A 13,782-nucleotide genomic window follows, 5' to 3' on the forward strand; every position below is an offset into this window, starting at 1 on the left:
CGGACCGGTCCGAGGCTGCCGCAGCTGTCCGAGGAGCGCACGCCATGCCTTTCCCGTACATTCGCACTATGGGAACCGATGTCGATGCGTTCCTTGGTCAGCTGGCCCGCCACCTCAGACCGCAGGTGGAGAAACTGTCCGGACTGCTGCTCCAGCGCCTGAACGGCGAGTTCCCCGAGCTGTGGGAGAACGCGGACATCGAGGCCCTGACCCTGGAGGAGACGGCCCAGCACGTCACCGCCCTAATGGATCTCCTGGAGGCCCACCCCGGCGCGAGCGCGTCGCAGGCCCCTCCGGCCGCCCTGGACATCGCCCGCCTCTACGCCCGGCGGGGGATCCCGGTGAGCCGGCTCCTCCGTGCCTACCGGCTCGACCATCTCAGCCTGCTCGAACAGCTGCAGGCCGAAGCTCCCCGCCTCACCAGCGACTGGCACATGATCAACCTGGCCACGATGAGGCTGGTCGCGATCGGTTTCGACTACGTGGACCGTTCCTCGGAGGCGGTCGTCGCCGCCTACCAGGAGGAACGCGACCATCTCCTGCGGCGTCGGCTCGCCCTCACAGACAGGGCGAGCAAGCTCGTCGGGACCACGCTCGACATCACCCGCACCGCAGAGGAGTTGACGGAGGTCTGTACCGAGGACTTCGCCGACCTCGTCACCGTCGACCTTTTCGACGCCGTCCTCGACGAGACGGGTACTGGTTCGCCAGAGGCTCTGACGCAGCGCCGCGTGGCCCAGCGCTCCGTCCTCGACGGCTGTCCGGAGTCCCCGCTCCGCGTCGGTGAGAGCCACGCCTACCCCGACGACTCGGAACCGGTTCACGCGCTGGCCACCGGACGATCCGTCCTGAACCACATCGCGGGGACCGAGATGCCCCCGTGGGTGGCGCCCTCCGAATCCCACGGCCGAGTACTGCGCGACCTCGGCCTCCACTCCGTACTCCTCGTCCCCCTGCACGCCCGTGGGGACACCCTGGGCCTGGTGCAGTTCGTACGCCATCGCACCTCGGTCCCCTTCGACGATGACGACCTCCTGCTGGCCCAGGAGATCGTCTCCAGGGCGGCGGTGTCCATCGACAACGCCCGCCGGTTCACCCATGAGCGTTCCACCGCGCTCGCCCTCCAGCGGACCCTGCTGCCGCGGCACACGGTGAAACAGGCGGCCGTCGACACGGCTTCGCGTTACCTGCCCGCCGGGTCCCGCGCGGGTGTGGGCGGCGACTGGTACGACGTCATTCCCTTGTCCGGGGCCCGCGTCGCGCTGGTCGTCGGCGACGTGGTCGGTCGTGGGCTGCACGCCGCCGCCACCATGGGCCGACTCCGCACAGCCGTCCGCGCCTTCGCCGACATCGACCTCATGCCCGATGAACTCCTCACCCATCTGGACGACGTCGTCATCCGGATGCAGCGCGAGGAGACGCCGGAGGAGGGCGAGACCAGCGCCACCTGTCTGTACGCAATCTATGACCCCGTCTCCCGCCTGTGCTCCCTCGCCAGTGCCGGCCATGTCCCACCGACCGTGGTGACCTACCCGGCCACCGGCGAGACCACCCGGACCTCCAGGGTGGTCGAGTCGCCCGAGGTGCCGATCGGACCGCCCCTCGGCCTGGGCGGACTCCCTTTCGAGACGATCGAGTTCGAGCTGCCGGAGGACAGCCTGCTGGTGCTGCACACCGATGGGCTGATCGCGGGCCGCACGCGTGACGTGGACCTCGGACTCACCACGCTGCGCGATGTCCTCACCTCGGCGCCGGACTCGCTGGAGGAGACCTGCGACCAGCTGCTGGCCGCGTTGTTGCCCAGCCGCCCCGCCGATGACGTCGCTCTGCTCGTCGCCCGGACCCGTGCCCTCGACCCGGACCACGTCGCCACGATGGACCTCCCGTCCGATCCGGCAGCCGTGTCCGGGGCCCGCCGCTTCGCCTCCGATGTCCTGACGGCCTGGGGGCTGGAGGAGATGTCCTTCACCACGGAGCTGGTCGTCAGCGAACTGGTGACGAACGCCATCCGCTACGGCAAGAGCCCCATCCAGCTGCGCTTGATCCTGGAGTCGACGCTCACCTGCGAAGTCTCCGACGCCAGCAGCACCTCCCCGCATCTGCGCCGAGCCCGGATCTTCGACGAAGGCGGCCGCGGCCTGCTCTTGGTGGCCCAGTTCACCGAACGCTGGGGCACACGACACGGTCGCGAGGGAAAGGTCATCTGGGCCGAGCAGTCTCTCCCCGCGGACAGCGCACCGACCATCAAAGCAACGTAATGCCTGGTCCGAGCCGACTTGATCGATCGACTAAGTCGATACACTGAACGCATGGCTCATGTTTCCGCGGCGGAGCGCCGCCCCCAGTTGATCAAGGCGGCCATCGACCTCATGACCCGGGAGGGCGTCGCCGCGGGCAGTACCCGTGCCATCGCCGCGGAGCTGGGCGTCGCGCAGGCCACCGTCCACTACACCTTCGGGACGAAGGAGGACCTGTATCGCGCTGTCATGGACCAGATCACCGACGAGCTGGTCGCGCAGGTGCAACGGGCGGCCCCGGAGGACGAGGGCTTCGAGGAGACCTTCGGCGCCCTGGCAGGAGCCCTGTGGGGCACCGTGCGCGAACCGGCCTCGCACCACCAGCTGCTCAGCGAGTTGACCATGTTCGCCCTGCGCGTGCCCAGCCTCAACGACGCCCGGCAGAACCACTACCGGCGGGTCATAGAAGTGACCGCACAGGTGATCACGGAGACGGCCGAGAGGACGGGGCACGAACTGGCCGAGTCCCCGGAGACTGTGGCCCGGTTCTTCCTCTCCGGCTTCGACGGACTCACCATGCAGGTCGCCCTGTGCCTGCCGGACGAGGCCACCGAGCGGACCAGCCTCAGGGCGCTCGTGGCCGCGACCGTAGCGCTGGCGAACGGGACCCTCGGCCTCGCGAACGCACCGATGGCCTGACACACCGTGAAAACGCTCGTGGGCGCACCTTTCCAGGCGCGCCCACAACCGTTTTTTCCTCTGTGCGAGAATCAGCCGGCCCAGACGTCCTCGACGTAGCGTCCGGACGTGACGAGCTCGGCGAGCCATGCCACGGCCCGCTCGTCGCTCGCACCGGTCCGCTCGCGGTAGATCGCCATGAACGCCTCCCGTACGGCGGGTGCCATACGGCGGCCGTCACCGCAGATGTAGACGCGTCCGCCGGCCTCCAGGACCGACCACACCTCCTCGCTCTCGCGGGCGATGCGCTCCTGGACGAAGCGGGCGCCGTTCTGGGGCGCGTGCATGAAGGTGGGGCGCATGCTGACCGCGCCGGCCGCCTCGGCCGCCTCGAACTCCTCCCGGTGCAGGAAGTCCACGTCGGGGTGGTCGCAGCCGAAATAGCTGAGCAGGGTGCCGGTCGAGCCGGTGTGGTGGCGGTCGAGGACCGCGCCGCGGAAGGGTGCGAGGCCGGTGCCCGCGCTGACCAGGATCACCGGTACGGAGGTGTCCTCAGGGAGGCGGAAGGACTCGCTGCACGGCACGACCCGGGCCTGGATCACGTCACCCGCGTTCACGGTCTGCAGGAAGTGCGAGGCGATCCCCCGGAAGGTGCCCTCCCCCGACCGGTGGGGCGCGGCGAGCAGCGACACCATCAGGTCGGCTTCACCGGGCCGGGCCGTGGCGGACGACGAGATCGAGTAGTGCCGGGGACGCAGGACCGGCAGCAGCTCCAGGAAGCGCTCGAAGGGCAGCTCGCACGCACGGTAGCGCTCCAGGAGGTCCAGGACGCTGAGGCCCGCGACGGTCACCTGCTCCCGGAAGGTCTCGGGATCGGCGGTGGCGAAGGCGGTGAGCGGCTGCTTCTCGGGCGGGCAGGCGGTGTGCGCGGCGAGCACGGCGACCTGCTCCTGGGTGGCCGCGTCCTGGAGCTCGACGAAGTCGGTGAGCAGGCGGCGCAGGGTCAGCGGCCGGTCGACGGGCAGGGCGCCCCGGCTCCGGCGGCGGGCGCGCAGCCGGACGGTGCGGTCCAGGTCGAGGCCGAAGCGGTCGGCGACGCGCTGGACGAGGGCCTCGGGGTTGCCGGGCAGGACGGCCAGGTGGTCGGCGGTCCGATAGGTGACGCCCTCTGGCAGCCGGAGCCGCAGGAACCGCTTGGAGCGGCCCAGTTCGTGGTCGGTGTCGACGAGTTCGTACGCTTCGAGGACCTCCATCGGCTGGACGCCGTGGCGCTCGGCGAGACCGCCGAGGACCGATTCCGAGGTGTCCTCCAGCTCGTACAGCCCGCCCCCTTCCGCCTCCGGTGCCGGGCCGGCCGCTTCACCGGCGATCGCCTCGCCGTACTCGTCCAGGAGCGCCTTCCACAGGTCTTCCGTCCAGTGGTCGACCACTCCGCCGAAGTCACCGGAGGCGTCGGCGCTGCCGCGCTCCAGGAGCGGGACGGCGCCGGCGGCGGTCAGACGCTCGTCGATCAGGGTGGGGATCCGCTGGTAGGTGGCCGCCCAGTTGCGGTCGCCGACACCGAGGACGGCGTATCGCAGCCCGGTGAGCGAGCCGGGGGCGAGGTTCTCCAGCGAGGCGACGAATTCGGCGGCGTCGTCGGTGGGGCGGCCGTTGTAGGAAGCGGCGACGATGACGACGGGGCCCTTGGAGCCGGCCAGCCTCTCCGTGTACTGGTCGAGGGAGGCGACGGACGGGATGAAGCCGTGCTCCTCGCCGTCCGTGCCGAGGTCGCGGGCGATGCCGGCGCAGGTGCCGAGGTTGGAGCCGTGCAGCAGCGTCAGCGCGGTGCCGCTCGCCCGGCGCGTCACGGCCGTGGTCCGGCCCGCGACGGGGTCCGCCGCCGCTGCGGTGGGCAGGCGCCGTTCGTCGCCGGTGCGGCGGGCGAGCCTCAGGCTGAACCCGTCGGGCTTGATCGTCAGCGTCGACTTGATCTTCATCTGGTAGTCGGTGTGGTCGATCAGGCGGTAGCGGTGCACCAGCAGGCCGAGCAGCAGGGTGGCCTCGTGCAGAGCGAACTGGCGCCCGATGCAGGCCCGTTCGCCGCTGCCGAACGGTTTGAAGGCGTGGACCGAGCGGGCCGCCTCCCGTTCGGGGGTGAAGCGCTCGGGGTCGAACAGCTCGACGTTCTCCCCCCAGGCTGCGTCGCGGTGAAGGGCCGAGGCGATCACCATGAGCGACTCGCCCTTGCGTACGGGGTACTTGCCGCCGATGACGGTGTCCTCGATCGGTTCGACGGCGTACGCGGGCGCCGTCGGCCACAGCCGCAGGCTCTCGTTGAGTATCTGGCGGATGTAGGTGAGCTTGCCGATGTCGCCGTACTGGGGGTCCGGGGATTCGGTGTCGCCCCACAGGGTGTCCACCTCGGCCTGGGCCCGGGCGAGGACCTCCGGATGCTTGGTCAGGTAGTACAGGGCGAAGGAGAGCGCGCTGCTGGTGGTCTCGTGGCCGGCGATCAGGAAGGTGATCACCTGGTGCCGGATGTTGACGTCGTCCAGCGGCTCGCCGGTGACGGGGTCCTCGGTGTGCAGCATCAACCCCATCAGGTCGTCCGTGCTGGTGTCGCCGGAGGCGCGGCGCTCCCTGATCACGTCGTCGACGAGGTCCGTCATCAGGTCGATGTCCGCGCGGAACTGCTCGACCTTCTTCCTCTTGAACAGCTCGGACCCCGGGATGGACTCGCCCTTCTCCTGGGCGAAGACGAGAGCCCGGGCCATCGCCTCGACGAACGGGTGCAGGTCGTCGCGACGGAAGGACTCGAAGTCGTAGCCGAAGCCGCACAGGCCGATCGTGTCGAAGGTCAGCCGGGTCATCTCGTCGGGCACGTCCACCGTCTGCACCCCGGCCAGCCGGTCCCACTTACCGATCAGCGAGCGGGCGACCTGGAGCATGGGGGCGTGGTAGCTGCGCATCGAGCCGAGCGAGAACGCGGGCATCAGGATGTCGTGGGCCTTGCGCCAGTTCGGCTCGTGGTTGTAAGCGGTGAACAGACCGTCCCCGGCCAGGGCCCGGACCTCGACCAGGTCGGTGTGAACGTGCTTGCGGAACCGACTCTCGTCCGACAGTTCGGTCACGAGGTCCAGACCGCCGACCATGACGGTGTCCCTCCCGAAGAGCCGCAGCCGGTACACGGGCCCGAATTCCCTGAACTCCTTCAACAGGTAGGCCAGGAAGTCCGCCCCCGCGGGAACGTTGAACGCGTGGCCTACGAGGGGCAGCGGGGGGCGCTCGGGGATCGCCCGCGCCGCGCCTACGGACACCTGAGTCATGAGCGTGCCTTTCGTTGCACTCCAGCAGTCGCCAACCAACTTACATATGACTTTGTCGAGTGAACATGTCGGTTGACTGTATCAAAGGACACAGTCAACTGGAGGAACTCGATGCGCCTCGCGAACGTCCGGCGGAAGCGACTTGACAGACGACCTCGTCACTAGACACGGTTAATCGACATGGTCAGTCGACCATGTCAAGCGCATGAGTTGCGTGCGCGCCATTCACCGAGCACATCGAGGTTTCCGCATGAACACCATGCTGGCCGGACGGCTGCGCCTGGACACCCGCACCTTCGCCGTCGAAGAGGTCCCCATCCCCGTCCCCGGCCCGGGCGAGGTCCTCGTCGAGGTGCGGGCCGCGGGCGTCTGCCTGTCGGATGTCCACCTGATCGACGGCAGCCTGAGCCCCTTCTTCCCCACCGACGCGGTCACCGAGGCGGGCGCCGTCACCCTCGGCCACGAGGTCGCCGGCGTCGTCCACACCCTCGGCCCGGACACGAAGGGCGACTGGACGCCCGGGCAGCGGGTGGTCCTCCAGGCCGGCGAGGCGTGCGGCGACTGCGCCGGCTGCCTGCGCCGCATGCTGTGCCACCGCCCCCTCACCCGCGGCCTGGACTACGACGGCGGCTGGGCGCAGTACACCGTCGCCCGCGAGGGCACCCTGCTCCCCATCCCGGACGACCTGCCCTTCGACCAGGCGGCGATCATCCCCGACGCGGTCTCCACCCCGTACGCCGCGATCGTGGGCACCGGCGCCGTCCGCCCCGCCCAGGCGGTCGGCATCTGGGGCGCGGGCGGCCTCGGCGCCCACGCCGTACGGCTCGCCCGGATGGTCGGCGCGGCCCCGATCATCGCGATCGACCCGCTGCCGTCGGCCCGCGAGCGAGCCCTCGTCTTCGGCGCGGACGTCGCCCTCGACCCGCTCGCCCCGGGCTTCGCGGAGGCGGTGCGGGAGGCGACGGCCGGGCGCGGCCTCGACGTCGCCTTCGACTTCGCCGGCGTGGGAGCCGCCCGCGCCCAGGCCGCGTCGGCCCTCGGCCCGTTCGGTTCGCTCGTCCTCGCCGGACTCACCCCGGAGCCGGTCACGATCGCCGACAGCATCGGATTCTGCTTCAACGTCAACCAGGTCCGCGGCCACTACGGCTCCGAGCCCGAGCACGTCGAGCAGCTCGTCGGCCTGGCCTCGGCCGGGCGCATCGACCTGGCCCCCTCCATCACGGCCCACGTCCCGCTGGCCGAGGCCGCGGACGCCGTCGCCCGCCTGGAGAACAAGATCGGCGACCCGATCCGCCTCGTGCTCACCCCCTGAGCGGGAGGGTTGGTGGCCGGCTCGCCTCGCCCGGTGCGGGCGTTCCGGCCACCGACCCCGCCGTCAGACCCCCTGCCCACCGTCCAGCGCCGCGACCATGCCGGCCACGATCACCGTGTTGAAGACGAACGCGATCGTCGCGTTGGCCGCCACCGTCCGGCGCATCTCCCGCGACATCACCGTGACGTCCGTCGTGCCGAACGTCGTCATGACCGACAGGGCGAAGTACACGTAGTCGGCCCAGGCCGCCGTCTCCCCACCCGGGAAGTCCAGCGCCGCCTCGTCCTCCACGAGGTTGTCGGCGTGGAACGCCACCGCGAAAGCGACCAGAACGCAGATCCAGGCCACGACGACGAGACCGAGCGCCGTCAGCACCCGCGCGGTCGCCGGGAAGGCGGAACCCAGATGCCCGGGACGCCAGACCGCCGACACCACGAGCGCCGCCGCCGCGATGAGAACCGACACCCCGGGCCCCGGCGCGGTCCCCAGAAGGTAGCGCTGCAGTACGGTGCCCCGCGCCTCCCGCCGGGCCCACACCCGGATCCGCTCCGGCGGCGCGGACGAGAAGGCCCTCAACGTGACCACCAGGTAGCAGAACAGGTAGGCGAACAGTGCCACCACGCCCAGGTCGGCGCTGGAGGCGGACACCGACCCTGGCACAAGAACTTCCAGCAGGACAAGGAGCACAGCGACACAGGCCGCGACGACCGTGCTCACAGCGGACCGGCGGCGCTCAGAGAGCCATGAATGCACCGGCAGTGTCTCCTTTCGAAGACAACCTGGGCGGGTGTCAGGTCGTTCAACGCTCCCTGAAGGGTCACGGAACGTCACTATCGAGAGGCGGATGAGACAGGGGCAGCCAACGGCTCGGCAGCCGGTGCCTCAGCCACTTCAATATGCTCACCGCCACACAGCTGAGGGTTCCGCCCGTCGGCCACCCGTCGCGCATGACGACCCATCAGAAACCGCGCCGTTCGTGCGTCAAACGTGCGTCACGTGCGTCACGTGCGTCACGTGCGTCGAATATGCGTCAAGATATCGCATCCAACGCACGTGACGCCCGTCACACACGCTCAGAGAAACGGCAGGTCAGCGACCCTTTTCGGCAGGCTCAAGGATCGCGACGCACTCGACATGATGGGTCATCGGGAAGAGGTCGAAGACGCGCATCGTGCGGACCTTGTAGCCGTTCTCCTTGAAGTAGCCCAGGTCGCGTGCCAGCGCCGCCGGGTCGCAGGCCACGTACGCGATGCGGCGCGGGGTGAGGCCGGCCACCTGGCGGACCGTCTGCTTGCCGGCGCCGGCGCGGGGCGGGTCGAGGACGACCAGGTCGCACTCGGTGATGCCGGTCTTGGGGAGGATCTGCTCGACCTTGCCCTGTTCGATCCGGACCCGCGGGAAGTCGGTCAGGTTGTGGCGGGCGTCCTCGACCGCGCGCTTCGTCGACTCGATGCCGAGTACCGCGCCGGTGTCGCCGAGGCGTTCGGCCAGGGCGCCCGCGAAGATGCCCACGCCGCAGTAGAGGTCGAGGGCCATCTCGCCCTTGCGCGGCATCAGGCCCTGCATGACGGCCTTGATCAGGGTGTCGGCGGCCTGGGGGTGGACCTGCCAGAAGCCGCCCATGCCGACGCGGTAGGTCCGGCCGTCGGCGCGCTCGCGCACGAAGGGGCGGCCGTGGACGCGGTGGACGCCGCCGTCCTTCTCCTCGACGCGCAGGACCGCGACCGGCTTGTCGAGCTCCACCAGCGGCAGCCGGCCACCCGGGCGGGGGGTGAGGACCACCTGGCGGTCGCTCGAACCCGAGGCGGCGATGGCCTCGACCGACGCCATCTGGGGCCAGTCCTGCTGCTCGATGCCGAGTTCGCTGACGCCGGGGGCGGCGATCATGCAGTGGTCGATCGGCTCGATGTCGTGCGAGCGGTGCTTGCGCAGGCCCACCCGGCCGTCGTCGTCGATCGCGAACTGGACCCGGGTGCGCCACTGGGGCACCTGGCCGGCCGGCAGCTTGTCGCCTTCGGCGGGCATGACCGTGCCGTCCCAGCCGGCTTCCTCCGGGGTGAGGCCGGCGAGGCGCTTCAACTGTTCGGCGACGACCTCGCCCTTGAGCCGGCGCTGGGCGCCCGGCTTGGCGTGCTGCCAGTCGCAGCCGCCGCACTTGCCGGGACCGGCGTACGGACAGGGCGCCTCGACGCGGTCCTTGGACGGGTCCAGGACGGTGATGGCGTCGGCGCGCAGGAAGCGGGAGTCGACGTCGCCCTCGGTGACCTTGGCCACGACCTTCTCGCCGGGCAGGGTGTGGCGGACGAACAGGACCCGGCCCTCGGCGGTACGGGCGATGCAGTGGCCTCCGTGCGCGACGGGGCCGACCTCGACCTCGTACTCCTCCCCGACCAGTGACTGCTTCTCGATCTGCTCGGTCATGGTGGGGAGACTCCAAAAGCTGAAAAAAGGGAACGGCCGGACGACCGACCCACCAGTTTACGTGGATCTCGTCCGGCCGTTCACCAACGCCCTGCTTGGCCGAGTCCTTCGACCGCGAGCGCCCTACTTGGCCGAGTCCTTCGACCGCGAGCGCGGGGTGTCCACCGGTCCGCGGCGCACCGCGCCCGGGGCGTTCCAGTCCTGGCGCTTCTTCGCCCGCCGCTTGGCGAGCTCGGAGGACTCCAGCTGGTAGGGCACCGAGGTGACCATCACGCCGGGTGTGAAGAGCAGCCGGCCCTTGAGCCGCAGCGCGCTCTGGTTGTGCAGGAGGTGTTCGTACCAGCGGCCGACCACGTACTCGGGGATGTAGACGCTGACGGCGTCGCGCGGGTTCTCGCTGCGCAGCCCCTTGACGTACTCGACGACGGGCCGGGTGATCTCGCGGTAGGGCGAGTCGAGGATCTTGAGCGGGACGTTGATCCCGCGTCGTTCCCACTCGTCCTTCAGGGCCTTGGTCTCGGCCGGGTCGACGCTGATGCTGAGCGCTTCAAGGGTGTCCGAGCGGGTCAGCTTCGCGAAGGCCAGGGCCCGCAGCGTGGGCTTGTGGACCTTGGAGACGAGGACGATGGAGTGGACCCGGGAGGGGCGCACGCTGTCGTCGCTGGGACCTTCGGCGGCGGCGATCTCGGCGGAGACGCGGTCGTAGTGCTTGCGGATCGCGGTCATCGTTCCGTAGAAGATGACCATGCCCAGCAGCGCGACCCAGGCTCCGTGCGTGAACTTGGTGGCGAGGACGACGACGAGCACCATGCCGGTGAAGAACGCGCCGAAGGTGTTGATCGCCCGCGAGCGGTGCATGCGGCGGCGGGCGGCCTGGTCGCGCTCGGAGCGCAGGTGGCGGTTCCAGTGCCGGACCATGCCGATCTGGCTGAGCGTGAAGGAGACGAAGACGCCGACGATGTAGAGCTGGATCAGCTTCGTCGAGTCGGCGTCGTACAGCCACACGAGCAGCATGGCGGCGCCCGCGAGGAGCACGATGCCGTTGGAGAAGGCGAGCCGGTCGCCGCGGGTGTGCAACTGGCGCGGCAGGTAGCGGTCCTGGGCGAGGATCGAGCCGAGCAGCGGGAAGCCGTTGTAGGCGGTGTTGGCGGCCAGGAAGAGGACGAGCGCGGTGGCGATCGCCAGGATGATGAAGAGGAAGCTGCCGCTGCCGAAGACGGCCTCGCCCACCTGTGAGATCACGGGGTGCTGAACGTAGTCGGCGCCGACGGGGACGCCGTTCTCCAGCAGGTCGGTGGCGGGCTTCTCCGCCATCTTCACGTCGGTGGCCATGGCCAGGCCGATGATCCCGCAGAACATGGTGACCGCGAGGCCGCCCATGAGGGCAAGGGTGGTGGCGGCGTTCTTGCTCTTGGGCTTGCGGAAGGCGGGGACACCGTTGCTGATGGCCTCGACGCCGGTGAGGGCGGCACAGCCCGAGGAGAAGGCGCGCAGCAGCAGGAAGACGAGGGCGAATCCGGCGATCCCCTCGTGTTCGGGTTTGATCTCCAGGTCCGCGGTCGGGGCCTTCATGTCGTCGCCGAGGACAATGCCCTTGAAGGCGCCGTAGGCGATGAGGACGAAGACGGCTCCGACGAACACGTAGGTCGGGATCGCGAAGAGTTTCCCGGATTCCTTCACTCCGCGCAGATTCATCAGCGTGAGAAGGATGATCATGATCATCGCCGAGAGCACCTTGTGCTCGATGACGAAATCGACGGCGGATCCCAGGTTCTCCACACCGGAGGAGATGGAGACGGCGACCGTGAGGACGTAGTCGACGAGCAGGGCGCTCGCCACGGTCAGGCCGGCCTTGGGCCCGAGGTTGGTGTTGGCGACCTCGTAGTCGCCGCCGCCGCTCGGGTAGGCGTGGACGTTCTGTCGGTAGGAGGCGACGACGGTGAACATGAGCACCACGACCGCGACCGCGATCCAGGGGCTGAAGTGGTACGCCGACACACCCGCGATCGAGAGGACCAGCAGAACCTCGCCCGGGGCGTAGGCCACGGACGAGAGCGGGTCGGACGCGAAGACGGGAAGGGCGATCCGCTTGGGGAGGAGCGTTTCTCCGAGGCGGTCGCTGCGTAGCGCCCGGCCGATCAGGATCCGTTTGGGCACGTCGGTCAGTTTGGACACGCAGAGGATCGTAAGCGTTCGAAATCCGCCTGACGAACCCCCCGGCCCCTTTACAAGGCAATGAGCAGCCAATGAGGGGCTCACCGCACCCCAAATGGTCACACTGGTGACCGCCCGTGTGTAGCTTGGGCCAAGGTCTGAGACCCTGTTTAGCCAGAGCATGCAATGAGGCTGGAAACCAGCGAGCCGCTGTCAGCCGGAAGGACGGCCGTGCACATCGTCATCATGGGTTGCGGAAGAGTGGGCTCCGCCCTCGCGCAGACCCTGGAACAGCAGGGGCACACGGTCGCGGTCGTCGACCAGGACCCCACCGCATTCCGTCGACTGGGGGCATCGTTCGGCGGCCGCCGCGTCACGGGGGTCGGCTTCGACCAGGACACCCTGCGGGAGGCCGGCATCGAGGAGGCGGGTGCCTTCGCCGCCGTCAGCAGTGGTGACAATTCCAACATCATCGCGGCTCGGGTGGCCCGTGAGATGTTCGGCGTCGAGAACGTCGCCGCCCGCATCTACGACCCCAAGCGCGCCGAGGTCTACCAGCGCCTCGGCATCCCCACCGTCGCGACCGTGCGGTGGACCGCCGACCAGATGCTCCGCCGGCTGCTGCCCTCGGGCGCGGAGCCGCTGTGGCGCGACCCGAGCGGCGGTGTCCAACTCGCCGAGGTGCACACCTCCGAGGCCTGGATCGGCCACAAGGTCAGCAAGCTGCAGGAGGAGACCGGCGTCCGGGTCGCGTTCCTCACCCGTCTGGGTGAAGCCACGCTGCCGACGTCGGCGACCGTGCTCCAGGAGGGCGACCTCGTCCACGTGATGATGCGCACGGACGAGATCGACAAAGTCGAGGCGGCCTTCGCCGAGGGGCCTGAGGAGGCACACGCATGAGGGTCGCGATCGCCGGAGCCGGCGCGGTCGGCCGCTCCATCGCGGGTGAGCTGCTGGAGAACGGCCACGAGGTGCTGCTCGTCGACAAGGCGCCCACCGCCATCTCCGTGGAGCGGGTGCCCCAGGCGGAGTGGCTGCTGGCCGACGCCTGCGAGATCACCTCGCTGGACGAGGCCGCGTTGCAGCGCTGCAACGTGGTCATCGCCGCCACGGGTGACGACAAGGTCAACCTGGTCGTCTCGCTCCTGGCCAAGACCGAGTACGGGGTTCCCCGGGTCGTGGCGCGGGTCAACAACCCGAAGAACGAGTGGCTCTTCAACGAGTCCTGGGGCGTCGACGTCGCGGTCTCCACTCCGCGCCTGATGTCGGCCCTGGTCGAGGAGGCCGTCAGCGTCGGCGACCTCGTGCGGCTGCTGCGCTTCAGCCACGGCGACGCCAACCTGGTCGAGCTGACCCTGCCCGCCGACTCCTCGGTCGCGGGCACCCAGATCAGCGAGATCAACTGGCCCGAGGACACCTCGCTGGTCACGATCATCCGCGGCAACCGGGTGCTGACCCCGCACGGCGAGGAGACCCTGGAGCCCGGCGACGAGCTCCTCTTCGTGGCCGCCCAGGCCCGCGAGGAGCAACTGGAGGACCTCCTCCAGGCCCGCCACTAGGTCGTCTCTTTCGGATCTTGTCGGTCGGGGTCGCGGTGTCCGGTGCCGTGCCTGGCAAGGCGGAGGGGCACCCGTGTACTGGACGTACTCGGGTGCCCCGACAACGCCGCCAG

General features: G+C 69.6%; 9 protein-coding genes. 5 read left to right on the forward strand and 4 right to left on the reverse strand.

All coding sequences use genetic code 11. The annotated features are described in order from the left end of the window. Nucleotides 1-44 precede the first annotated feature (44 nt). Together ACIRO3_RS27910 and ACIRO3_RS27915 are read left to right on the forward strand one after the other, a co-directional pair. Entirely contained in the window at nt 45-2,258 is a 2,214-nt protein-coding gene (locus ACIRO3_RS27910) for a SpoIIE family protein phosphatase (RefSeq protein WP_404141416.1), read from the forward strand. A 51-nt stretch (nt 2,259-2,309) separates the two neighbouring features. Continuing rightward, the gene (locus tag ACIRO3_RS27915) at nt 2,310-2,936 is read left to right on the forward strand and encodes a TetR/AcrR family transcriptional regulator (RefSeq protein ID WP_404141418.1); all 627 of its coding nucleotides are present in this window, start codon (nt 2,310-2,312) and stop codon (nt 2,934-2,936) included. Nucleotides 2,937-3,007: 71 nt separating this feature from the next. Here the strand turns inward: ACIRO3_RS27915 and ACIRO3_RS27920 are convergent, their stop codons facing one another. Next, nucleotides 3,008-6,223 (reverse strand): bifunctional cytochrome P450/NADPH--P450 reductase, encoded by a 3,216-nt coding sequence (locus ACIRO3_RS27920; protein ID WP_404141420.1) that lies wholly within the window; start codon nt 6,221-6,223, stop codon nt 3,008-3,010. Nucleotides 6,224-6,473: 250 nt separating this feature from the next. Here ACIRO3_RS27920 and ACIRO3_RS27925 point away from each other — a divergent pair, with 250 nt between their 5' ends. Further along, entirely contained in the window at nt 6,474-7,535 is a 1,062-nt protein-coding gene (locus ACIRO3_RS27925) for a zinc-binding dehydrogenase (RefSeq protein WP_404141422.1), read from the forward strand. 63 nt (nt 7,536-7,598) lie between these two features. Here the strand turns inward: ACIRO3_RS27925 and ACIRO3_RS27930 are convergent, their stop codons facing one another. The 3 genes from ACIRO3_RS27930 to ACIRO3_RS27940 form a co-directional block, all read right to left on the reverse strand. After that, entirely contained in the window at nt 7,599-8,288 is a 690-nt protein-coding gene (locus tag ACIRO3_RS27930; RefSeq protein WP_404141424.1) for a DUF1345 domain-containing protein, read from the reverse strand. A 336-nt stretch (nt 8,289-8,624) separates the two neighbouring features. After that, a complete protein-coding gene (locus tag ACIRO3_RS27935) occupies nt 8,625-9,956 on the reverse strand; it encodes a class I SAM-dependent RNA methyltransferase (protein ID WP_404141426.1) in 1,332 nt (443 codons plus the stop codon). 123 nt (nt 9,957-10,079) lie between these two features. Next, on the reverse strand, nt 10,080-12,131 hold the full coding sequence (locus ACIRO3_RS27940) for an APC family permease (protein WP_404141428.1): 2,052 nt from the start codon (nt 12,129-12,131) through the stop codon (nt 10,080-10,082). Nucleotides 12,132-12,341: 210 nt separating this feature from the next. Between ACIRO3_RS27940 and ACIRO3_RS27945 the strand changes: the two genes are divergently transcribed. Then, nucleotides 12,342-13,010 (forward strand): TrkA family potassium uptake protein, encoded by a 669-nt coding sequence (locus ACIRO3_RS27945; protein ID WP_053676315.1) that lies wholly within the window; start codon nt 12,342-12,344, stop codon nt 13,008-13,010. Beyond that, the gene (locus ACIRO3_RS27950; protein ID WP_351373912.1) at nt 13,007-13,669 is read left to right on the forward strand and encodes a TrkA family potassium uptake protein; all 663 of its coding nucleotides are present in this window, start codon (nt 13,007-13,009) and stop codon (nt 13,667-13,669) included. Before ACIRO3_RS27945 ends, ACIRO3_RS27950 begins: the two co-directional genes overlap by 4 nt. Nucleotides 13,670-13,782 lie beyond the last annotated feature (113 nt).

Origin of the sequence: Streptomyces sp. NPDC102278 (assembly GCF_044766345.1) — a bacterium.
GTDB lineage: Bacteria > Actinomycetota > Actinomycetes > Streptomycetales > Streptomycetaceae > Streptomyces.

Excerpts from the sequence above, each read along its gene's own strand:
- ACIRO3_RS27950 (WP_351373912.1), top strand. The coding sequence starts at position 13,007 with ATGAGGGTCGCGATCGCCGGAGCCGGCGCGGTCGGCCGCTCCATCGCG.
- ACIRO3_RS27915 (WP_404141418.1), top strand. The coding sequence starts at position 2,310 with ATGGCTCATGTTTCCGCGGCGGAGCGCCGCCCCCAGTTGATCAAGGCG.
- ACIRO3_RS27910 (WP_404141416.1), top strand. The coding sequence starts at position 45 with ATGCCTTTCCCGTACATTCGCACTATGGGAACCGATGTCGATGCGTTC.
- ACIRO3_RS27925 (WP_404141422.1), top strand. The coding sequence starts at position 6,474 with ATGAACACCATGCTGGCCGGACGGCTGCGCCTGGACACCCGCACCTTC.
- ACIRO3_RS27935 (WP_404141426.1), bottom strand. The coding sequence starts at position 9,956 with ATGACCGAGCAGATCGAGAAGCAGTCACTGGTCGGGGAGGAGTACGAG.
- ACIRO3_RS27920 (WP_404141420.1), bottom strand. The coding sequence starts at position 6,223 with ATGACTCAGGTGTCCGTAGGCGCGGCGCGGGCGATCCCCGAGCGCCCC.